This is a genomic window from Lentzea sp. HUAS12 (genome assembly GCF_024125735.1).
GTDB lineage: Bacteria > Actinomycetota > Actinomycetes > Mycobacteriales > Pseudonocardiaceae > Lentzea > Lentzea albida.
Window position 1 is genome coordinate 7,628,929 of sequence record NZ_CP099738.1, and the last position, 21,722, is coordinate 7,650,650.

A 21,722-nucleotide genomic window follows, 5' to 3' on the forward strand; every position below is an offset into this window, starting at 1 on the left:
CCCAATCAACCACAGGCGCTGGGGCTCCAGTCGGTGATCACCCAGCCGGCGTTGATCTTCTCGACGACGAACGTGCCGAGGCGCGGGCCGCCCTCGACGGTCAGCGCGCACGAGTCGATGGTGACCTTCGTGGACGTCGGGGTCTTGAGCATGTCCGGCGGGAACATGACCTGCTGGTACCGGTCGACGCTGGTCACCTGGGTCTTCAGCTGCGTGACGGCGGCGGCGCAATCGCTTGCGCCATAGGCGTTCGCGAACTTCTGGCGGGTGTCGTCGCGCAGGAAGAGCGTGCAGGCGCGGGTGGTGTCGGCGAACGACACGTGCTTGTAGAACATGCCGACCGTGCCCTGCAGGCCGGCCGGTGCGGAGAGGCCCTGGGCCGGTCCGGTGACACCGCCGCTGTCCTGCGCGACGTCGCCGGGGTCGTCGACGCCGAAGAAGTGGTTGTAGGCCCACACCGCGCTGAAGACGACGAGGAGGAAGAACAACGCGCGCCAGAACAGGCCGCTGCCGAGCACGACCAGCCACCAGCGCTTGCCACCGGGCGGCTTGGGGGCCTGGCCCGTGGCCTCCTGGTAGCGCTGGTACTCCTGGAACCGCTGGAACTCCTGGAACTGCCGCAGCTGCTCCGGATCCATCTGCGGCGCGGGCGGCTGCGGCGGCTGCGGCTGGCGGGGCGCGAGGTCCTTGCCGGGCTCGTCGGTCACAGGTCACATCATGCCGATTTGGAGCTGCGGATACGACTCGCGTACTCTCTTGCCTGGTTCTACCGAAGACCGCAGGTTTTCTCCGCGAGGAGAACGAAGGCCCCGTTGCAACACGGGCGGCCCGCGCAGGGAGGACGAGGCCCAGCTTCTTGTGACGCCCCGTGCTGCTTGTGCGCGTGGGCGTTTCTGTTGTTTCGGAGCCTTCTCTGATCGGCGGTCTAACCCAGCCCAGAGAGGAGGCGATCATGGCGAAGCCCACGAAGGTTACGGCGGTCGCTGAGCTCGCGGACCAGTTCCGCAGCAGCTCGGCAGCGGTTGTCACCGAGTACCGTGGCCTCTCCATGGCGCAGCTCACCACGCTGCGTCGCGCTCTCGGCGCGGGCACCAAGTACACCGTCGCGAAGAACACGCTGGTCAAGCTGGCCGCCGCGGACGCCGGTGTGGAGGGCCTCGAGGCCCTTCTTTCCGGTCCGACCGCCATCGCGTTCGTCGAGGGCGAGCCCGTCGACGCCGCCAAGGCGATCCGCGACTTCGCGAAGGACAACAAGGCCCTGGTCATCAAGGGCGGCTACATGGATGGCCGCCCGCTCTCGGTCGACGAGGTCACCGCTATCGCGGACCTCGACAGCCGTGAGGTGCTGCTCGCGAAGCTCGCGGGCGCGATGAAGGGCAACCTGGCCAAGGCCGCGGGTCTGTTCAACGCCCCGGCTTCCCAGGTCGCTCGCCTGGCTGCTGCCCTGCAGGAGAAGAAGGCCGCTGCGGCTCCCGCCGCCGAGGCCGACGCTCCCGCCGAAAGCTGATCACCCGAAGACACGCCCGGCGCTTTCGCGCGGGAGATTAGAAAGGACCGCCGATCATGGCGAAGCTCAGCACCGAAGAGCTGCTCGACGCTTTCAAGGAGATGACCCTCCTGGAGCTGTCCGAGTTCGTGAAGCAGTTCGAGGAGACCTTCGAGGTCACCGCCGCGGCGCCCGTCGCCGTTGCCGCTGCGGGCCCGGCCGGCCCCGCTGCCGCCGCCGAGGAGGAGAAGGACGAGTTCACCGTCGTTCTCGAGGGCGCCGGCGACAAGAAGATCCAGGTCATCAAGGTCGTCCGCGAGGTCGTCTCGGGCCTGGGCCTGAAGGAGGCCAAGGAGCTCGTCGAGTCCGCTCCGAAGCCGCTCCTCGAGAACGTCGCCAAGGACGTTGCCGAGGCCGCCAAGGAGAAGCTCGAGGCTGCCGGCGCCAAGATCTCGCTCAAGTGAGACTCGCCCCTTCGGGGGCCGGCGTTCTGCCTTGCAGTGCCTGAACGGGCGTGCACCTTGTGGTGCACGCCCGTTTTGCGTTTGACGGGTGGTCGCGTTCGTGGGGGCGGGTCGCCTTGCGAGGACGACTACGGCTCGCTCCACGCGCGCCGGACTTGGGTGCTTGCCGCCTGTGTTCGGAGTCACATCAGTCTCGAAAGTTCCTGTCATCAGGCGACGAACCAGGCCGTGGTGACCGTTTTGCGAGGTCACACAGCGTGCTGTTATCTGAAAGCAACCGCCATTAGCCCAACTGGTGAGTAACCTCCCGCGAACGAACTCGTTGCCCAGGTGTGACGCCGATCGCTGCGGCGTCGTCGGGCGTGTGCGGAGGTGCGGTGGATGGGTGTCGAGGTGGTCGTCGAGGGCCTGACCAAGTCCTTCGGCAAGCAGACCATCTGGCAGGACGTCTCGCTCACGTTGCCGCCGGGTGAGGTCAGCGTGATGCTCGGGCCGTCGGGTACGGGCAAGAGCGTGTTCCTGAAGTCGCTGGTCGGGTTGCTCAAGCCCGAGCAGGGCAAGATCGTCATCAACGGGACCGACCTGGTGCGTTGTTCTGAGCACCGGCTGTACGAGATCCGGAAGATGTTCGGCGTGCTGTTCCAGGACGGCGCGTTGTTCGGGTCGATGAACCTCTACGACAACATCGCCTTCCCGCTGCGGGAGCACACCCGCAAGACGGAGGCCGAGGTCCGGCGGATCGTCCTCGAGAAGATGGAGATGGTCGGTCTCGTCGGCGCCGAGAAGAAGCTGCCCGGTGAGATCTCCGGCGGTATGCGCAAGCGGGCCGGGCTGGCGCGGGCGCTCGTGCTCGATCCCGAGATCATCCTGTGCGACGAGCCGGACTCCGGGCTGGACCCGGTCAGGACCGCCTACCTGAGCCAGTTGCTGATCGACCTGAACGCCCAGATCGACGCGACCATCCTGATCGTCACGCACAACATCAACATCGCGCGGACCGTGCCGGACAACCTCGGCATGCTGTTCCGGCGCGAGCTGATCATGTTCGGGCCCAGGGAGGTCCTCCTCACGAGTGACGAGCCCGTGGTCGAGCAGTTCCTGAACGGGCGGCGGCTCGGGCCCATCGGCATGTCCGAGGAGAAGGACACGGCCACGATGGCGGCCGAGCAGGCGCACGCCGACGCCGGGCACTCCGACGGGTCGCCCGAGGGTGACGTCCGCGGGATCGTGCCGCAGCTGGAGCCGACGCCAGGGCTGCCGTACCGGGACGCCGTGCGCCGGCGCAAGGACCGGGTCATGTCGATCATCCACCAGCTGCCGCACGAGGCCCAGCAGGGGATCATCGAGAGCCTGACCGCCGAGGAGCAGGTGCGGTACGGCGTGCACGCCGGTGTGCCCGCGGTGGCGCCGACGCCCAGCCCGTGGCCCCGGCGGGGTGGTGTGCTGTGACCACGCAGACGTCGTTCCCCGGCGCCGGTGCGCTGCGGGAGACCGGGAAGCTCTGCCAGCTCGGGATCGACGTCGTGCGGACGACGTTCCGGCGGCCGTTCCAGTTCCGGGAGTTCATCCAGCAGAGCTGGTTCATCGTCAGCGTCACGGTGTTGCCGACGGCCCTCGTCAGCATTCCGTTCGGCGCGGTCATCGCACTTCAGCTGGGGTCTCTCACGCGGCAGATCGGTGCGCAGTCGTTCACGGGCGCGGCCAGCGTGCTCGCGATCATCCAGCAGGCCAGTCCGATCGTGACGGCGCTGTTGATCGCCGGAGCGGGTGGCAGCGCGATCTGCGCGGACCTCGGCTCGCGCAAGATCCGTGAAGAGATCGACGCGATGGAAGTGCTCGGCGTCAGCCCCATCCACCGGCTCGTGGTGCCGCGGGTGCTGGCGGCGATGCTCGTGTCCGTGCTGCTCAACGGCATGGTGAGCGTCGTCGGCGTGATGGGCGGCTACTTCTTCAACGTGGTCATGCAGGACGGCACGCCGGGCGCCTACCTCGCGAGCTTCAGCGCGCTGGCCCAGCTGCCCGACCTGTGGATCAGTGAGATCAAGGCCCTGATCTTCGGGTTCATCGCGGGCATCGTGGCCGCCTACCGGGGCCTCAACCCCGCCGGCGGGCCCAAGGGCGTGGGCGACGCGGTCAACCAGGCCGTGGTCATCACGTTCCTGCTGCTGTTCTTCGTCAACTTCGTCCTCACCACGATCTACCTGCAGGTCGTGCCCGCGAAGGGGAGCTGACGATGGCGAACAAGGTGCTCTCCACCCTCGACGGGTTCGGCGACCAGCTGTCGTTCTACATCAAGGCGCTGGCCTGGACGCCCCGCGCGCTCAAGCGGTACTCCAAGGAGACGCTGCGGCTGCTGGCCGAGGTCAGCTTCGGCAGCGGTGCGCTCGCGGTCATCGGCGGCACGATCGGCGTGATGGTCGGGCTCTCCGTGTTCACCGGCACGGTGGTCGGTCTGCAGGGCTTCACGGCCCTCAACCAGATCGGCACGAGTGCGTTCGCGGGCTTCGTCAGCGCGTACTTCAACACCCGTGAGATCGCGCCGTTGGTCGCGGGGCTCGCACTGAGTGCCACGGTCGGCAGCGGCTTCACAGCGCAGCTCGGCGCGATGCGGATCTCCGAGGAGATCGACGCGCTGGAGGTCATGGGCATCCCCAGCCTGCCGTTCCTCGTCACCACGCGGATCATCGCCGGCTTCGTCGCGATCATCCCGCTGTACGTGATCGGCCTGCTGACCAGTTACCTCGCGGCGAGAACGATCACCGTGGAGTTCTACGGGCAGTCGGCGGGCACGTACGACCACTACTTCAACCTGTTCCTACCGCCGATCGACGTGCTCTGGTCGTTCGGCAAGGTGCTGGTCTTCGCGGTCGTGATCATCATGACCCACTGCTACTACGGCTACCGCGCGTCCGGCGGTCCGGCCGGCGTCGGTGTCGCGGTCGGACGCGCCGTGCGGACCGCGATCGTCACGACGGCGCTGCTCGACTTCTTCCTGAGCCTCGCGATCTGGGGTGCCACTACGACCGTGAGGATCGCCGGATGAGGAAACGCGTGCTGGGCATCGCCTTCCTCCTGGCGATCGCCATGTTCCTGTCGCTCACGGTGGCGCTCTACAAGGACGCCTTCAGCGAGTACGTGAAGGTCACGCTCAAGACCGACCACATCGGCAACCAGCTGCAGACCGCGAGCGACGTCAAGGTGCGCGGGCTGATCGTCGGTTCGGTGAAGGCCGTGCGCACCAGCGGTGACGGCGCCGAGCTGGAGCTGGCCCTGGAGCCGGACAAGGTCGGCCAGATCCCGTCCAACGTCAGCGCGCGCCTGCTGCCCAAGACGTTGTTCGGCGAGCGGTACGTGAACCTCGTGCTGCCGCAGCAGAAGCAGGCCGCGATCAGCGAGGGCGCGGTCATCGAGCAGGACCGCACCAGCAGCGCGATCGAGCTCGAACGCGTGCTGGACAACCTGATGCCGGTGCTGCAGGCGATCCAGCCGGAGAAGCTCGCCACCACGTTGACGGCGCTGTCGCAGGCGCTCGACGGGCGGGGCAAGCCGCTCGGCGAGACGCTGGTGTCGCTCGACTCCTACCTCGGTGAGCTCAACCCGCAGCTGCCCGCGTTGAAGGAGAACATCTCCAGGCTCGCGGACGTCTCGAACGTCTACGCGGACGCGGCGCCGGACCTGCTGCAGGCGCTCAACGACATGACCACGACGACCAAGACCGTCGTCGAGCAGCGCGACAACCTGCTCGCGCTCTACGGGTCGCTGACCACGACGTCGCAGGACCTCACCAGCTTCGTCACGGTCAACAAGAACAACATCATCGCGCTCGCCGACACCGGCAGGCCGACGCTCGAGCTGCTCGCGAAGTACGCGCCCGAGTACCCGTGCCTGCTCAAGGGACTCGCGGAGTTCGAACCGATCATCAGCAAGGCGTTCGGCGCCGGCACCGACAAGCCCGGTCTGCACATCACGCTGGAGATCACGCAGAACCGCGGCAAGTACAAGCCGAACCTCGACGAGCCGGAGTACGCCGACAAGCGAGGCCCCCGCTGCTACGACCTGATCCCGCGGCCGGACCCGTTCCCGCAGTACCCGCCGGAGGGGCCGGTGAAGGACGGGTCCAGCTCGCCGCCGCCCGCCCGCAACGCGAGCGACGGCCTGATCCCTCCCGGCGCGACCGTGCCGCAGTCCGCGGACGTGCTGAGGCTCGCCAACTCCCCGGAGGAGGCCCGCTTGATCGCCGCGCTCTTCGGGCCGCGCGTCGGTGTCGACCCGCAGGACATGCCCGGCTGGTCGAGCCTGCTGCTCGGTCCGCTCGTCCGCGGAACGGAGGTGACGGTCGAGTGAAAGGCCTGCTCTCCCCGCTGCTCAAGCTGATCGCGTTCGCCGTCGTGACGATCCTCGCCACGTCGCTGCTGGCGGTCACCATCGCCAACGTGAACCTGGCCAGCGCCACCGACTACAAGGCCCGGTTCACCGACGTCACCGCGCTCAACGAGGGCGACGACATCCGCATCGCCGGTGTCCGCGTCGGGCAGGTCGACGAGATCAAGGTCGTCGACCGCAAGACCGCCGAGGTGTCGTTCTCGATCGACGGCGACCGCAAGCTGCCGGAGGCCGTCACCGCGACCATCAAGTACCGCAACCTGGTGGGGCAGCGGTACATCGCGCTGGAGTCCGGCACCGGTGACACCGCGGCCGTGCTGCCCGAGGGCGGCACGATCCCGTTGGAGCGCACGAAGGCCGCACTCGACCTCACCGTGCTGTTCAACGGCTTCAAGCCGCTCTTCCAGGCCCTCTCGCCCGACGACGTGAACAAGCTGTCGTTCGAGATCATCCAGGTGCTGCAGGGAGAAGGCAGCACGATCGACAGCCTCCTGCAGCGCACGGCCTCGCTGACCAGCACGCTGGCGAGCAAGGACAAGGTGATCGGCGAGGTCGTCGACAACCTCAACACCGCGCTGGAGACCGTCAACTCGCGCGACGAGGACTTCAACAACCTCGTGATCACGTTGCAGACGCTGGTGTCCGGGCTCGCGCAGGACCGCCAGCCGATCGGGGACGCGATCACCGCGCTCGGCGACCTGACGCAGGCCACCTCCGGCCTGCTGGAGCAGGGTCGCGAGCCGCTGCGCAACGACATCGCGCAGCTCGGCATCGTCTCGAAGACCCTGGGCGACAGCGAGGCGGTGGTCGACGGCATGTTGCAGCGCCTGCCGAACAAGCTGGAGACGATCACGCGGACCGCGACCTACGGCTCGTGGTTCAACTTCTACCTGTGCGAGGGCACCGGCCAGGTCGCGGTCCCGCCGCTGATCACCAACCCGATTCCGATCACGGCGTTGCCGGTGACACAGCAGAGGTGCCGCCGATGAGGACCGCCAACCCGATCAGGACCGGCGCGATCAGCCTGACGTTGATCGCCCTGCTGCTGCTGGCCGCGTTCTACTCCGACGACCTGCCGATCGTCGGCGGCGGCACGAGCTACGCCGCGGACTTCAGCGAGGCCGCGGGACTGGTGCCGGGCAACGAGGTCCGCGTCGCCGGCGTGAAGGTCGGCAAGGTCACCAAGGTCAAGCTCAACGGCGACAGGGTGCGGGTCACCTTCAAGGTCAAGGACGCCTGGGTGGGTGACCGGACGACCGCGATGATCCGCATCAAGACGTTGCTGGGCCAGAAGTTCGTGGCGCTGGACCCGCAGGGCACCCAGCCGCTCTCGCCCGGCGACCCGATCCCGAAGGAACGCACGCTCGCGCCGTACGACGTGAACGAGGCGTTCAACGGGCTCGCGACGACCGTCGGGCAGATCGACACCAAGCAGCTCGCGGACAGCTTCACGGTCCTGTCCGACACCTTCAAGAACTCGCCCGAGCACGTCAGGGGAGCGCTGGACGGCCTGTCCGCGCTGTCGAAGACGATCTCCTCGCGCGACGAGCAGCTGGCGAAGCTGCTCGACAACACCCGGCAGCTGACCAAGACGCTGGCCGACCGCAACGCCGAGTTCGAGAAGCTGCTGTCGGACGGCAACCTGCTGCTCGGCGAACTGCGCAAGCGCCGCGAGGCCATCAGCGCGCTGCTGACCGGCACGCGGAACCTCTCCCGTGAGCTCAGCGGGCTGGTCAACGACAACCAGAGCCAGCTCAAGCCGGCCCTGGAACAGCTCGGCCGGGTCACCACGATCCTCGAGCGCAACCAGGAGAACCTCGACCGCAGCCTCGCGCTGATGGCGCCGTTCTACCGCGTCTTCGCGAACACCCTGGGCAACGGGCGCTGGTTCGACACCTACATCTGCGGTCTGCTGCCGCCCGCGGTGAACCTCGGCGTCGTCGGGTTCAACGAGGAAGGCTGCCTGCCTCCGGGGGTGAAGCGATGACGGAAGTGGCCAACTCCAAGGTCGGCAGGTTCATCGCGATCGCGTGCGTGCTGGCGCTGGTCGTCACGGCCGCGCTGTGGTGGGTCTTCGCCGGGATGAACGGGCGCAAGGTCACCGCGCACTTCGCGGCCGCCGTCGGCGTCTACCCCGGCGGTGACGTGCGGGTGCTCGGCGTGAAGGTCGGCACGATCGACGAGGTCACGCCCGAGGGCAAGACCGTGAAGGTCGTTTTCACGCTCGACCGCGACGTGCGGGTGCCGGAGAACGCGCAGGCCGTCGTGGTCTCGCCGAGCGTGGTCTCCGACCGGTACGTGCAGCTCGCGCCCGCCTACACCGGCGGTCCGACGCTGGCCGACAACGCCGTGATCCCGCGCGAGCGCACCGCGACACCGGTGGAGCTCGACGAGCTGTACTCGTCGCTCGACAAGCTCACGACCGCGTTGGGCCCCAACGGCGCGAACGCCGACGGGGCGCTGGCGGACCTGCTGAACTCCGCGGCCCGCAACCTCGAAGGCAACGGCCAGGCGCTCAACGACACGCTGAAGAACCTCGGCCAGGCCACCCGGACGTTGTCGGGGTCCAAGGAGGACCTCTTCGCGACCGTCGACAACCTGCAGAAGTTCACGGCCATGCTGGCCGCGAACGACAGCCAGGTGCGCGACTTCAACAAGCAGCTCGCGGACGTGTCGAAGATGCTCGCCGACGAACGCGGGGACCTCGGCGCGGCGTTGAGCGAGCTCGCGACCGCGCTGGGCCAGGTCCAGGGGTTCATCAAGGACAACCGCGAGGTGCTCAAGTCCAACGTGGACAAGCTCGCCTCGATCACGCAGGTGCTGGTGAACCAGCGGGCCGCGCTCGCGGAGACGCTGGACGTGGCGCCGTTGGCGCTGGGCAACCTGCAGAACTCCTACAACGCGGCGTCCGGCACGCTCGACGTCCGCGCGGACATCAACGAGCTGAACCAGCCGCCGATCGTGCTGGTCTGCAAGCTCGTCCAGCAGGCGACGCCGAACAACGTGCCGCCGATTCTGGCGGACACGTGCCGGCAGCTGGAGCCGTTGCTGACGGGCGCGCTGCCGCTGAAGACGCCGGCCGAGGTGCTGGGCGACCTGAACGCGGGCAAGCTGCCGCTGCCCCTGCCGCTCGCGGGGGTGCCGCAGTGAGGAAGCTGGCCCTGGTTCTCTCCGCGGTGGTGCTCGTGTCGGGCTGCGGCTCGGGCGGGTTCGACGGCGTCTACAACATGCCGCTGCCCGGCGGCGCGGACGTCGGCGACCACCCGTACACGGTGAAGGCGCAGTTCAAGGACGTTCTCGACCTGGTGCCGCAGGCCGGCGTGAAGGTCAACGACGTGCCGGTCGGGCGGGTCGAGAAGATCGATCTCGGCTCCGACGGCTGGACCGCCGAAGTGACCATGCTGGTCAACGGCGACGTGCGGCTGCCCGCCAACGCGTTCGCGAAGCTGCGCCAGTCGGCGTTGCTCGGCGAGAAGTTCGTGGAGCTGGGCAAGCCCAAGGACGCCTCGGGCACGCTGGCGGACAACGCCGTGATCCCGCTGGACAAGACCAACCGCAACCCCGAGGTCGAAGAGGTCTTCGGGGCGTTGTCGATGCTGCTCAACGGTGGTGGTGTCGCGCAGCTGCAGAACATCACCAAGGAGCTCAACGCGGCGATGGCGGGCAACGAGCAGGAGATCCGCTCGTTGCTGGGCAACCTCAACACGTTCGTCGGGGAGTTCGACAAGCACAAGGCGGAGATCGTCCGCGCGCTCGACTCCCTCAACCGGCTCTCCGGGACGCTGGCGCAGCAGCGCGAGAAGATCGCGGTCGCGCTGACGGACCTGGAGCCCGGCCTGAAGGTGCTGGCCGAGCAGCGGACGCAGCTCGTGACGCTGCTGCAGTCGCTGGACAAGCTCTCGGACGTCGCGACCGACACGGTGAACAAGAGCCGTGACGACATCGTGGCGTCGCTGAAGGCGTTGCAGCCGACGCTGACGAAGCTCGCCCAGTCGGGCCAGAACCTGCCGAAGTCGCTCGAGCTGCTGCTGACCTACCCGTTCCCGGACGAGGCGCTCGACGGCATCAAGGGCGACTACACCAACGCGTTCATGGACCTCGACCTGAACCTCGGCACCGTGCTCGACAACCTCGGGCGGTCGCGGCAGTCGCCGGTCGACTCGCTGATCCCGTCGCAGGGGACGCCGCTGCCGATGCCGAACATCCCGCTGCCGATCCTCGGGCAGGGCACCGGGTCCGGGCTGGGCGACCTGCTCGGCGGGCTGCTGGGAGGTGGTCGCAAGTGATCCTGCGGTCGACGAAGCTCAAGATCGGCGCGTTCGTGCTGGTCGCGTTGCTGGGCGTGTCGTACGTGAGTGCGACCTACATCGGTCTGTTCAAGTCGTCGTCGACGGTCGTGACGATGCAGCTGGCCGATTCCGGCGGCATCTTCTCCAACGCCGAGGTGACCTATCGCGGCGTGACGATCGGACGGGTCGGGCAGCTGCGGCTGACGTCGGACGGCATCGAGGTCGACCTGGAGCTGGACGCGGACGCGCCACGCGTGCCGTCCGCCCTGGAGGCCGTGGTGGCCAACCGCTCGGCCGTGGGTGAGCAGTACGTGGACCTGCGACCGAAGAGCGACGACGGCCCGTACCTGGAGGCCGGGTCGGTCATCCCGCGGTCCTCGACCCGCACGCCGCCGCCCGTCGACGGGTTGCTGTCCAACCTGGACTCGTTCGCCTCCTCGGTGCCGACGGACTCGTTGCGGACCGTCGTGGACGAGCTGCACACGGCGTTCAGCGGCACCGGTGGCGACCTGCAGGTGCTGATCGACAACACCGCGGCGTTCACGGCGGCGGCTCGCGAACACCTGCCGCAGACGACGCAGCTGCTCCAGGACGGGCGGATCGTGCTGGCCACGCAGGCCGCGTCGGGCGGGGCGATCCGGTCGTTCAGCGGTGACCTGCGGCTGCTCGCCGAGCAGCTCAAGGCCTCCGACGGCGACCTGCGACGGCTGATCGTGGCGGTGCCGCCGGCGTCCGAGCAGGTGTCGGCGCTGCTGAAGGAGAGCGGGCCGAACCTCGGCGTGGTCTTCGCGAACCTGCTGACGACCTCGAACATCCTCGTGACCAGGCGCGACGGTTTGGAGCAGATCGCGGTGACGTACCCCATCGCCGTGGCAGGGGGCTTCACCGTGGCGCCGGGGGACGGCAAGGCGCACTTCGGGCTGGCCCTGAACGTGTTCGACCCGCTGCCGTGCACCGTGGGCTACGAGGGCACGACCATCCGGACCGGCGCGGACACGTCGGCGGCGCCGCTGAACACGCAGGCGTACTGCGCCCTCGCGCGCGGGTCGGCGACATCGGTGCGAGGCTCGCAGAACGCGCCGTACGGTGGGACGCCGACGACGCCGGTCGGCAACGCGACGACCCAGCCGGGTCAGGAACCGACCGGCCAGGCCGCGGTGCCGGAGGTGCCGTTGCTGACGTCGCTGGGCCAGCTGCTGGGGCTGCCCGCGGAGGGGAAGAAGTAGTGCGGATCTTCACGGTGGTCGCCGCGGTGCTGGCGGTGCTGACGTTCGGCTACGCCGCCTACGCGGGCGTGGCCTGGTACTCGGCGTCGAACTCGTCGGAGTCGTCGTTCGCCTCGGTGCGCGACGACGCCCTGCGCTCCGGCCAGGTCGGCGTCGCGAACTTCCTGACGCTCGACTACAAGAAGGTCGACGAGGACCTGCAGCGCTGGCTCAACTCGTCCACCGGCGAGCTGCGCGCCGAGATCGACAGGGACAAGGACTCGCGCAAGAAGCAGCTGGTCGACGCCAAGTCCGTGACGACCTCGAAGGTCCTCGACGCGGCCATCACCGAGCTCGACGACCGCGCCGGCAGCGCGTCCATGATCGCCGTGGTCGAGAGCACCGTGGTCCCCGACGGCGGCCAGAAGGTCACCAAGATCAACCGGTACCTGACCAAGCTCACCCGCACCGAGGACGGCTGGAAGCTGAGCCAGCTCGGCCCGCTGCGGTCAGGCGTCTGATTCGGCCAGAGCTGATTGGAACGAGTGCACGTGCCTCCACCCCGCCGCCGCCCCATCCCCACGCCCCCGGCAGGAGGCCGCCCGAAGGTGGCCGGCCTGAACCGCCGCACGCCCGCCGGCCCCGCTGTCGAGCCTGGTGCCGAACCGGCCGTCGAGCCCGAGGTCGTGGCCGAGGACGTTGTGGACGTCGAGGACGTCGTGGACGAGAAGGCGGACGTCGAGCCGGACCTCAAGGCGCCGGAGCCGGACGACTGGAAGCCCTCCGCCACCGCGAAGCCCTCGAAGAAGGCTGCTCCCGCCGCCGCTGAGGAGGAGCCCGCCGAGGAGGAACCCGCGGGGGAGAAGTCCGGTGCCGAGCCGTCCTCCCCGGCCGCGAGGCCCGGCTGGCTGCTCCCGGCCGCCCTGCTCCTGTTGGCGGTCCTGCTCGGCGGCCTGGGCACGTTCTTCCTGGTGAAGTCGCGTTCGGTGTCCTACGACGCCGCGCTGGTCGACTCGGCCACCACCTCGGAGGTGAACGGCCAGGTCCGCGAGGCCGTCGAGAAGTCGTTCTCGTACAACTTCGCCGACGTCGAGGCCACCGAGAAGGCCGCGAAGGAACTTCTCACCGGCAAGGCCCTGTGCCAGTACAACGCCGTCTTCGGCCCGGTGAGGGAGGTCGCGCCGCAGCAGAAGCTCGTCGTGACCGTCCGAGTGGTCTCCTCGGCCGTGTCGTCCCTCAAGGGCGACCGCGCCACCGTCCTGGTCTTCGCCGACCAGGTCACCACCCGCACCACCGACAACCAGTCGGGCGGCGGCACCGCCATGCTCCGCGTGAGCACGATCGACGACGGCGGCCGCTGGAAGATCGACAACATGGAGATGTTCGGCGCGACGGCGGAGCAGAACCAGCAGCTCCAGGGCTGCTGACGGGCCGGCTCCGGTTCCGGGAACGCGGACCGGCCACCTCCAGGGCTGGTGGCCGGTCCGGCACCCGCGGCCCGCACCCGCCTGCTCACGGCGCACACCACCTGCCGGCTCCTCGGCCCGCCACCGCACCTCGGGCGCACCGTCCATGCCCAGCGCTCCTCGGCCCGCCGCCCACTCGCGGACGGGCACCCCACCTGCCGTCGCGCTCTTCGGCTCGCCGCCGCACCTTGCGCCCACCCCACCTGCCGGCTCCTCGGACCGCCGCGGCACCTCGCGCACCCACATGACGCCCCCGCCTCGCAGCGCCGCCGCACCTCGCGCGCACCCACCTGACGCCCACGCCTCACAGTGCGCGCCGCCCCCACCCCAAGGCCACTCAGCCCCTCCACCCAGCCCCAGGTCGTTTGGCCCGGGCCGGCGCCGGGTACCACCCACCCGTCCCCTAAGATCAACTACCGCTGTGAGGACGTCCCACCAGCCCCAGAAGCACCGATGAGACCCCCTCCGCCAGCCCCGACACGCGTGATCTCGGTCACACCGATTCTCGTGGCGCTCTGCAACCCCACTTGAAGCCGCCAACTTCCCACCAAAACGGCCGCACACGTGTTTGTGCAGGTTGAATGGGTGAAAAGAAGCAAACGGCGCTCCATCCAGAGGGTGGATCGGTTCGCAACATCTTGACTGCACGCTCATGCAGGGTCACTCTGTCGGTGAGCAAGAGGAGGGTCCTTCCAGGTGCCTCTCGACAGTCGCCGTGCGCGTGGCTAGACTGCCCCTTTGCGCTGCCCATTTTCCGCTTGCCCTTCGCCGAGAGCGTGGATTATGCGGGCATCGCCGCACCCTTGACAGCCGTGCTAGTTCGCTCTAGCCAGCTACCTGTCCCTGGAAGGACGCATCTTGGCGATCTCTCGCGCGACCAAGGCCACTGCTGCGACCAACTCCACGTCGGGGATCCCCGGAGCGCCGAAGCGGGTCTCGTTCGCGAAGATTCACGAACCGCTGTCGACGCCCAACCTGCTTGACCTGCAGATCCAGTCCTTTGAGTGGCTCACCGGCGATGAGGCGTGGTTCCAGCGCCGCGTCGACGCCGGTGACGAGACCCCGACGGGCGGCCTCGAAGAGGTCCTCAACGAGATCTCGCCGATCGAGGACTTCTCCGGCTCCATGTCACTGTCCTTCTCCGACCCGCGCTTCGACGAGGTCAAGGCCTCGACCGAAGAGTGCAAGGACAAGGACATGACGTACGCGGCACCTCTGTTCGTCACGGCGGAGTTCACCAACCACACCACTGGCGAGATCAAGAGCCAGACGGTGTTCATGGGTGACTTCCCGATGATGACGAACAAGGGCACGTTCATCATCAACGGCACCGAGCGCGTGGTGGTCTCTCAGCTCGTGCGTTCGCCCGGTGTGTACTACGACACCGCGGTCGACAAGACGACCGACAAGGACGTCTTCAGCGTCAAGATCATCCCGTCCCGGGGTGCTTGGCTGGAGTTCGACGTCGACAAGCGCGACACCGTCGGTGTCCGCATCGACCGGAAGCGTCGCCAGCCGGTGACGGTGCTGTTGAAGGCTCTGGGCTGGAGCACGGAGCAGATCCGCGAGCGGTTCGCGTTCAGCGAGACGTTGCTGACCACGCTCGAGAAGGACCACACCGCGGGTACCGACGAGGCGTTGCTCGACATCTACCGCAAGCTGCGTCCGGGCGAGCCGCCCACGAAGGAGTCGGCGCAGGCCCTGCTGGAGAACCTGTTCTTCAAGGACAAGCGCTACGACCTGGCGAAGGTTGGCCGCTACAAGGTCAACAAGAAGCTGGGCCTGGACACCGACATCAACACGGGTGTCCTGACCGAGGACGACATCGTCACGACGATCGAGTACCTGGTCCGCCTGCACGCCGGTGAGACGATGATGGACGCCGCCGCCGGTGGCGACGTGCCCGTCGAGGTCGACGACATCGACCACTTCGGCAACCGCCGTCTGCGCACCGTGGGCGAGCTGATCCAGAACCAGATCCGCGTCGGTCTGTCCCGCATGGAGCGCGTCGTCCGCGAGCGCATGACCACGCAGGACGTCGAGGCCATCACGCCGCAGACCCTGATCAACATCCGTCCCGTCGTGGCGGCGATCAAGGAGTTCTTCGGCACCTCGCAGCTGTCGCAGTTCATGGACCAGACCAACCCGCTCGCGGGTCTGACCCACAAGCGCCGCCTGTCGGCGCTGGGTCCCGGTGGTCTGTCCCGTGAGCGGGCCGGCATGGAGGTCCGCGACGTCCACCCGTCGCACTACGGCCGCATGTGCCCGATCGAGACGCCGGAAGGCCCGAACATCGGTCTGATCGGTTCGCTCTCGAGCTACGCGCGGGTCAACCCGTTCGGCTTCATCGAGACGCCGTACCGCAAGGTCACCGACGGCCGGGTCACCGACCAGATCGACTACCTGACCGCGGACGAGGAAGACCGCTTCGTCAAGGCGCAGGCGAACTCGCCGACCGACGACGAGGGCAACTTCACCGACGACCGCGTTCTTGTTCGCAAGAAGGGCGGCGAGGTCGAGTTCATCGACCCGACCGACGTCGACTACATGGACGTCTCGCCGCGCCAGATGGTGTCGGCCGCGACGGCCATGATCCCGTTCCTCGAGCACGACGACGCGAACCGCGCCCTGATGGGTGCGAACATGCAGCGCCAGGCCGTGCCGCTGCTCCGCTCCGAGTCGCCGCTCGTCGGCACCGGCATGGAGCTGCGCGCCGCGGTCGACGCCGGTGACGTCGTCGTCGCGAAGAAGACAGGTGTCGTCGAGGAGGTCTCCGCCGACTACATCACCGTCATGGCCGACGACGGTGCGCGCAACACCTACGCGCTGCACAAGTTCCGTCGCTCGAACCAGGGCACCTGCATCAACCAGAAGCCCATCGTGAACGAGGGCGACCGGGTGCAGGAGGGCCAGGTCCTGGCCGACGGGCCGTGCACCGAGAACGGTGAGATGGCGCTCGGCAAGAACCTGCTCGTGGCGATCATGCCGTGGGAAGGCCACAACTACGAGGACGCGATCATCCTGTCGCAGCGCCTCGTGCAGGACGACGTTCTCACCTCGATCCACATCGAGGAGCACGAGATCGACGCCCGCGACACGAAGCTCGGCGCCGAGGAGATCACCCGGGACATCCCGAACGTCTCCGAGGAGGTCCTGGCCGACCTCGACGAGCGCGGCATCATCCGCATCGGTGCCGAGGTGCAGCCGGGCGACATCCTCGTCGGCAAGGTCACGCCCAAGGGCGAGACCGAGCTGACGCCGGAGGAGCGCCTGCTCCGCGCGATCTTCGGTGAGAAGGCGCGCGAGGTCCGCGACACCTCGCTCAAGGTGCCGCACGGTGAGTACGGCAAGGTCATCGGCATCCGCGTCTTCTCGCGTGAGGACGACGACGAGCTGCCTCCGGGCGTCAACGAGCTCGTCCGCGTCTACGTGGCCCAGAAGCGCAAGATCCAGGACGGTGACAAGCTCGCCGGCCGCCACGGCAACAAGGGCGTCATCGGCAAGATCCTCCCCGCGGAGGACATGCCGTTCCTCGAGGACGGCACGCCGGTCGACATCATCCTGAACACCCACGGTGTGCCGCGTCGTATGAACATCGGCCAGGTGCTGGAGACCCACCTCGGGTGGATCGCCAAGCAGGGCTGGAGCGTCAACGGCGACCCGGACTGGGCGAAGAACCTGCCCGAGGAGCTGTACGACGTCGACCCCGGCACCAAGACCGCCACCCCGGTGTTCGACGGTGCGAAGGAAGAGGAGATCACGGGCCTGCTGGGCTCCACCATCCCGAACCGCGACGGTGAGCGGATGGTCAAGGAGAACGGCAAGGCGCAGCTCTTCGACGGTCGCTCCGGCGAGCCGTACCCGTTCCCGGTGTCGGTCGGCTACATGTACATCCTGAAGCTGCTGCACCTGGTGGACGACAAGATCCACGCGCGTTCGACCGGCCCGTACTCGATGATCACGCAGCAGCCGCTGGGTGGTAAGGCGCAGTTCGGTGGTCAGCGCTTCGGTGAGATGGAGTGCTGGGCGATGCAGGCGTACGGCGCCGCATACACCCTGCAGGAGCTGCTCACCATCAAGTCCGACGACGTGCTCGGCCGCGTGAAGGTCTACGAGGCCATCGTCAAGGGCGAGAACATCCCGGAACCCGGCATCCCGGAGTCCTTCAAGGTGCTGCTCAAGGAGCTGCAGTCGCTCTGCCTCAACGTCGAGGTCCTGTCTTCGGACGGTGCCGCGATCGAGATGCGCGACGGCGACGACGAGGACCTGGAGCGCGCGGCCGCGAACCTCGGCATCAACCTGTCGAGGTCCGAGTCGCCCTCCGTGGACGACGTCGTCAACTAGTCACCTCGCCGGCTGGGGAGCGCAATGCCTCCCGCGTAGCGCTCCCCAGCCTTCCCGACCAGCTCCTTTTGCCACCGATCTAAAAAGGGGAAGAGAGTAGACGTGCTCGACGTCAACTTCTTCGATGAGCTCCGCATCGGTCTCGCGACCGCGGACGACATCCGCCAGTGGTCTTTTGGCGAGGTCAAGAAGCCCGAGACCATCAACTACCGCACGCTCAAGCCCGAGAAGGACGGCTTGTTCTGCGAGAAGATCTTCGGTCCCACCCGGGACTGGGAGTGCTACTGCGGCAAGTACAAGCGCGTGCGCTTCAAGGGCATCATCTGTGAGCGCTGCGGCGTCGAGGTGACCCGTGCGAAGGTGCGTCGTGAGCGCATGGGCCACATCGAGCTCGCCGCTCCGGTCACGCACATCTGGTACTTCAAGGGCGTCCCCAGCCGGTTGGGCTACCTGCTCGACCTGGCCCCCAAGGACCTCGAGAAGATCATCTACTTCGCCGCCTACGTCATCGTGGGCGTGAACGCCGAGCTGCGCCACAACGACCTGCCGACGCTCGAGAGCGAGATGCAGGTCGAGCGCAAGCGCGTCGAGAACCGCCGCGACGCCGACGTGGAGGCCCGCGCCCAGAAGCTCGAGGCCGACCTGGCCGAGCTCGAGGCCGAGGGTGCCAAGTCCGACGTGCGCCGCAAGGTCAAGGAGGGTGGCGAACGTGAGATGCGCCAGCTCCGCGACCGCGCCCAGCGCGAGCTGGACCGCCTCGACGAGATCTGGTCCACCTTCACCAAGCTCGAGCGCGCCCAGCTGATCGCGGACGAGCTGCTCTACCGCGAGCTGTACGACCGCTACGGCGACTACTTCACCGGTGCCATGGGCGCCGAGGCCATCCAGAAGCTCCTGGGTGACTACGACGTGGACGCCGAGGCCGAGGTCCTGCGCGAGACGATCCGCAGCGGCAAGGGCCAGAAGAAGCTGCGTGCGCTCAAGCGCCTCAAGGTCGTTGCCGCCTTCCAGGCGACCCGCAACAACCCGCAGGGCATGGTGCTGGACTGCGTCCCGGTCATCCCGCCGGACCTGCGCCCGATGGTGCAGCTCGACGGTGGCCGTTTCGCGACGTCCGACCTGAACGACCTGTACCGCCGCGTGATCAACCGCAACAACCGCCTCAAGCGACTGATCGACCTCGGCGCGCCCGAGATCATCGTCAACAACGAGAAGCGGATGCTGCAGGAGGCCGTCGACGCGCTGTTCGACAACGGCCGCCGCGGCCGGCCGGTCACCGGTCCCGGCAACCGCCCGCTCAAGTCGCTGTCCGACCTGCTGAAGGGCAAGCAGGGCCGGTTCCGCCAGAACCTGCTCGGCAAGCGCGTCGACTACTCCGGCCGTTCGGTCATCGTGGTCGGCCCGCAGCTCAAGCTGCACCAGTGCGGTCTGCCCAAGCAGATGGCGCTGGAGCTCTTCAAGCCGTTCGTCATGAAGCGGCTCGTGGACCTCAACCACGCGCAGAACATCAAGTCCGCCAAGCGGATGGTCGAGCGTGCGCGCCCGGCCGTGTGGGACGTGCTGGAAGAGGTCATCACCGAGCACCCGGTGCTGCTCAACCGCGCACCTACGCTGCACCGCCTCGGCATCCAGGCCTTCGAGCCGCAGCTGGTCGAGGGCAAGGCCATCCAGCTGCACCCGCTGGTCTGTGAAGCGTTCAACGCCGACTTCGACGGTGACCAGATGGCAGTCCACCTGCCGCTGTCCGCCGAGGCGCAGGCCGAGGCCCGCGTCCTGATGCTGTCGTCGAACAACATCCTGTCCCCGGCGTCCGGCAAGCCGCTGGCCATGCCGCGTCTGGACATGGTGACGGGTCTGTACCACCTGACCCGCCACAAGGCCGGCGACATCGGCGAGGGCCACTTCTACTCGTCGCCCGCCGAGGCCCTGATGGCGTTCGACCGCAAGGTCCTGGGCCTGCAGGCGATGGTGAAGATCCGCGTCTCCGACAAGAACCCGCCGAAGGGCCAGGAGCCCGAGGGCTGGGAGCCCGGTCAGCCGTGGCTCGCGGAGACCACGCTGGGTCGCGTGCTGTTCAACGAGATCCTGCCGCAGGACTACGCCTTCATCAACGAGGTCATGCCCAAGAAGCGGCAGGCCGTGATCATCAACGACCTCGCCGAGCGGTACCCGATGGTCACCGTCGCCCGGACGCTGGACAAGCTGAAGGACGCCGGTTTCCACTGGGCCACCCGCTCCGGTGTCACGGTCGCGATCTCGGACGTCCTCGTCCCGGCGGCGAAGCAGGACATCCTCGAGGAGCACGAGCGCCTCGCGGACGCCGTCGAGAAGCGCTACCAGCGCGGTCAGCTCTCCCACGAGGAGCGCAACTCCGAGCTGGTCAAGGTGTGGACGAAGGCCACCGAGCAGGTCCACGAGATCATGGAAGACAACTTCCCCGAGGACAACTCGATCCGCGTCATCGTGCAGTCCGGCGCCGCCGGCAACATGACGCAGGTCCGTTCGCTCGCGGGTATGCGTGGTCTGGTGACCAACCCGAAGGGTGAGTACATCCCGCGCCCGATCAAGAACTCGTTCCGCGAGGGCTTGTCGGTGCTCGAGTACTTCATCGCGACGCACGGTGCCCGCAAGGGTCTGGCCGACACGGCGCTCCGCACCGCCGACTCGGGTTACCTGACCCGTCGTCTGGTGGACGTCTCGCAGGACGTCATCATCCGCGAGGTCGACTGCGGCACCACCCGTGGTGTCCAGATGACCGTCGGCGAGCAGCTGGGCGACAAGGTCGGCCTGCACGAGTTCGCGCAGACGTCGGTCTACGCCCGCACGGTCGCGGACGACATCACCGACGCCCAGGGCAACCTGGTCCTGAACCGCGGTGACGACCTCGGCGACCCGGCGCTGCAGTCGCTGGTCGACGCGGGCATCATCCGGGTGAAGGTCCGCTCGGTGCTGACCTGCGAGTCCGCGGTCGGTGTGTGCGCGTCCTGCTACGGCCGCTCGATGGCCACCGGCCAGCTGGTCGACGTCGGCGAGGCCGTCGGCATCGTCGCCGCCCAGTCGATCGGTGAGCCCGGCACGCAGCTGACGATGCGCACGTTCCACCAGGGTGGTGTGGCCGGTGACGACATCACGACCGGTCTGCCCCGTGTCCAGGAGCTCTTCGAGGCCCGCGTCCCGAAGGGCAAGGCGCCGATCGCCGACGTCGACGGCCGCGTCCGCATCGAGGACGGCGACCGCTTCTGGAAGATCACGCTGATCCCGGACGACGGTTCCGAGGAGATCGTGTTCGAGAAGCTGTCGAAGCGTCAGCGTCTCGCCAACACGGCGACCGGCCCGCTGCAGGACGGCGACCACGTGGCCGTCGGCCAGCAGCTGCTGGAAGGTACTCCGGACCCGCACGAGGTCCTGCGCGTCATGGGCCCGCGCGAGGCCCAGCTGCACCTGGTGCAGGAAGTGCAGAAGGTGTACCGCGCCCAGGGTGTGGCCATCCACGACAAGCACATCGAGGTCATCGTCCGGCAGATGCTCCGCCGGGTCACGATCATCGACTCGGGTGCGACGGAGTTCCTCCCGGGCTCGCTGGTCGAGCGCGCGGACTTCGAGTCGGGCAACCGCGCCGTCGTCGCCGAGGGTGGCGAGCCGGCGGCCGGACGTCCGGTGCTGATGGGTATCACGAAGGCCTCGCTGGCGACGGACTCGTGGCTCTCCGCCGCGTCGTTCCAGGAGACCACGCGTGTGCTGACCGACGCCGCCATCAACGGGCGTTCGGACAAGCTCATCGGTCTGAAGGAGAACGTCATCATCGGTAAGTTGATCCCGGCCGGTACGGGCATCAACCGCTACCGCAACATCCAGGTCCAGCCGACCGAGGAAGCGCGTGCCGCTGCGTACGCGATCCCCTCGTACGACGACGGGTACTACACCCCCGACGTCTTCGGCACGGGCACTGGTGCCGCGGTGCCGCTGGACGACTACGACTTCGGTCGCGACTACCGCTAGTCGGTTGTCTTGGAACGGCCCCCGGAGCCTCCCGCTCCGGGGGCCGTTCCCGTTTCCCCGGTAGGCGAGCCTGCGCGGTCATGGCG

At 67.9% G+C, this 21,722-nt stretch carries 16 protein-coding genes; 15 read left to right on the plus strand and 1 reads right to left on the minus strand.

Going from position 1 to position 21,722, the window contains the following annotated elements:
* Positions 1–5: 5 nt before the first annotated feature.
* Entirely contained in the window at positions 6–707 is a 702-nt protein-coding gene (locus tag ND450_RS35600; RefSeq protein WP_253322631.1) for a hypothetical protein, read from the minus strand.
* Positions 708–952: 245 nt separating this feature from the next.
* Here ND450_RS35600 and rplJ point away from each other — a divergent pair, with 245 nt between their 5' ends.
* The 15 genes from rplJ to ND450_RS35675 all read left to right on the plus strand — a co-directional run bounded on the left by rplJ (position 953) and on the right by ND450_RS35675 (position 21,636).
* Positions 953–1,507, plus strand: a complete 555-nt coding sequence (gene rplJ / locus ND450_RS35605; protein ID WP_089915392.1) for a 50S ribosomal protein L10 — start codon at positions 953–955, stop codon at positions 1,505–1,507.
* Between the two features lie 56 nt (positions 1,508–1,563).
* Positions 1,564–1,950, plus strand: coding sequence for a 50S ribosomal protein L7/L12 (gene rplL / locus ND450_RS35610; protein ID WP_089915389.1), 387 nt, complete (start codon positions 1,564–1,566; stop codon positions 1,948–1,950).
* A 381-nt stretch (positions 1,951–2,331) separates the two neighbouring features.
* Positions 2,332–3,399: an ABC transporter ATP-binding protein gene (locus tag ND450_RS35615; protein ID WP_253322632.1), complete on the plus strand. Its 1,068-nt coding sequence runs from the start codon at positions 2,332–2,334 to the stop codon at positions 3,397–3,399.
* Positions 3,396–4,181 (plus strand): ABC transporter permease, encoded by a 786-nt coding sequence (locus ND450_RS35620; RefSeq protein WP_089915383.1) that lies wholly within the window; start codon positions 3,396–3,398, stop codon positions 4,179–4,181. Before ND450_RS35615 ends, ND450_RS35620 begins: the two co-directional genes overlap by 4 nt.
* 2 nt (positions 4,182–4,183) lie before the next feature.
* The gene (locus ND450_RS35625) at positions 4,184–4,993 is read left to right on the plus strand and encodes an ABC transporter permease (protein ID WP_090065886.1); all 810 of its coding nucleotides are present in this window, start codon (positions 4,184–4,186) and stop codon (positions 4,991–4,993) included.
* Complete coding sequence (locus tag ND450_RS35630) at positions 4,990–6,294, plus strand: MCE family protein (protein WP_253322633.1); 1,305 nt, start codon at positions 4,990–4,992, stop codon at positions 6,292–6,294. Before ND450_RS35625 ends, ND450_RS35630 begins: the two co-directional genes overlap by 4 nt.
* Entirely contained in the window at positions 6,291–7,322 is a 1,032-nt protein-coding gene (locus ND450_RS35635; RefSeq protein ID WP_253322634.1) for an MCE family protein, read from the plus strand. Before ND450_RS35630 ends, ND450_RS35635 begins: the two co-directional genes overlap by 4 nt.
* Positions 7,319–8,320 (plus strand): MCE family protein, encoded by a 1,002-nt coding sequence (locus ND450_RS35640; RefSeq protein WP_253322635.1) that lies wholly within the window; start codon positions 7,319–7,321, stop codon positions 8,318–8,320. The genes ND450_RS35635 and ND450_RS35640 overlap by 4 nt, the downstream gene beginning before the upstream one ends.
* Complete coding sequence (locus tag ND450_RS35645) at positions 8,317–9,483, plus strand: MCE family protein (protein ID WP_253322636.1); 1,167 nt, start codon at positions 8,317–8,319, stop codon at positions 9,481–9,483. Before ND450_RS35640 ends, ND450_RS35645 begins: the two co-directional genes overlap by 4 nt.
* On the plus strand, positions 9,480–10,619 hold the full coding sequence (locus ND450_RS35650) for an MCE family protein (protein ID WP_253322637.1): 1,140 nt from the start codon (positions 9,480–9,482) through the stop codon (positions 10,617–10,619). The genes ND450_RS35645 and ND450_RS35650 overlap by 4 nt, the downstream gene beginning before the upstream one ends.
* A complete protein-coding gene (locus ND450_RS35655; RefSeq protein WP_253322638.1) occupies positions 10,616–11,848 on the plus strand; it encodes an MCE family protein in 1,233 nt (410 codons plus the stop codon). The genes ND450_RS35650 and ND450_RS35655 overlap by 4 nt, the downstream gene beginning before the upstream one ends.
* Positions 11,848–12,348 carry a hypothetical protein gene (locus ND450_RS35660; RefSeq protein ID WP_089915360.1) on the plus strand — a complete coding sequence of 167 codons (501 nt, stop codon included), beginning with the start codon at positions 11,848–11,850 and terminating at the stop codon, positions 12,346–12,348. The genes ND450_RS35655 and ND450_RS35660 overlap by 1 nt, the downstream gene beginning before the upstream one ends.
* Before the next feature lie 87 nt (positions 12,349–12,435).
* On the plus strand, positions 12,436–13,254 hold the full coding sequence (locus ND450_RS35665) for a hypothetical protein (protein ID WP_253322639.1): 819 nt from the start codon (positions 12,436–12,438) through the stop codon (positions 13,252–13,254).
* A gap of 897 nt (positions 13,255–14,151) precedes the next feature.
* Positions 14,152–17,637: a DNA-directed RNA polymerase subunit beta gene (locus ND450_RS35670; RefSeq protein ID WP_253322640.1), complete on the plus strand. Its 3,486-nt coding sequence runs from the start codon at positions 14,152–14,154 to the stop codon at positions 17,635–17,637.
* Between the two features lie 102 nt (positions 17,638–17,739).
* Positions 17,740–21,636, plus strand: a complete 3,897-nt coding sequence (locus ND450_RS35675; RefSeq protein ID WP_089915352.1) for a DNA-directed RNA polymerase subunit beta' — start codon at positions 17,740–17,742, stop codon at positions 21,634–21,636.
* Positions 21,637–21,722: the final 86 nt, after the last annotated feature.

Coding starts and splice junctions, on each gene's coding strand:
- ND450_RS35615 (WP_253322632.1), top strand. CDS start 2,332: ATGGGTGTCGAGGTGGTCGTCGAGGGCCTGACCAAGTCCTTCGGCAAG.
- ND450_RS35630 (WP_253322633.1), top strand. CDS start 4,990: ATGAGGAAACGCGTGCTGGGCATCGCCTTCCTCCTGGCGATCGCCATG.
- ND450_RS35640 (WP_253322635.1), top strand. CDS start 7,319: ATGAGGACCGCCAACCCGATCAGGACCGGCGCGATCAGCCTGACGTTG.
- rplL (WP_089915389.1), top strand. CDS start 1,564: ATGGCGAAGCTCAGCACCGAAGAGCTGCTCGACGCTTTCAAGGAGATG.
- ND450_RS35645 (WP_253322636.1), top strand. CDS start 8,317: ATGACGGAAGTGGCCAACTCCAAGGTCGGCAGGTTCATCGCGATCGCG.
- ND450_RS35625 (WP_090065886.1), top strand. CDS start 4,184: ATGGCGAACAAGGTGCTCTCCACCCTCGACGGGTTCGGCGACCAGCTG.
- rplJ (WP_089915392.1), top strand. CDS start 953: ATGGCGAAGCCCACGAAGGTTACGGCGGTCGCTGAGCTCGCGGACCAG.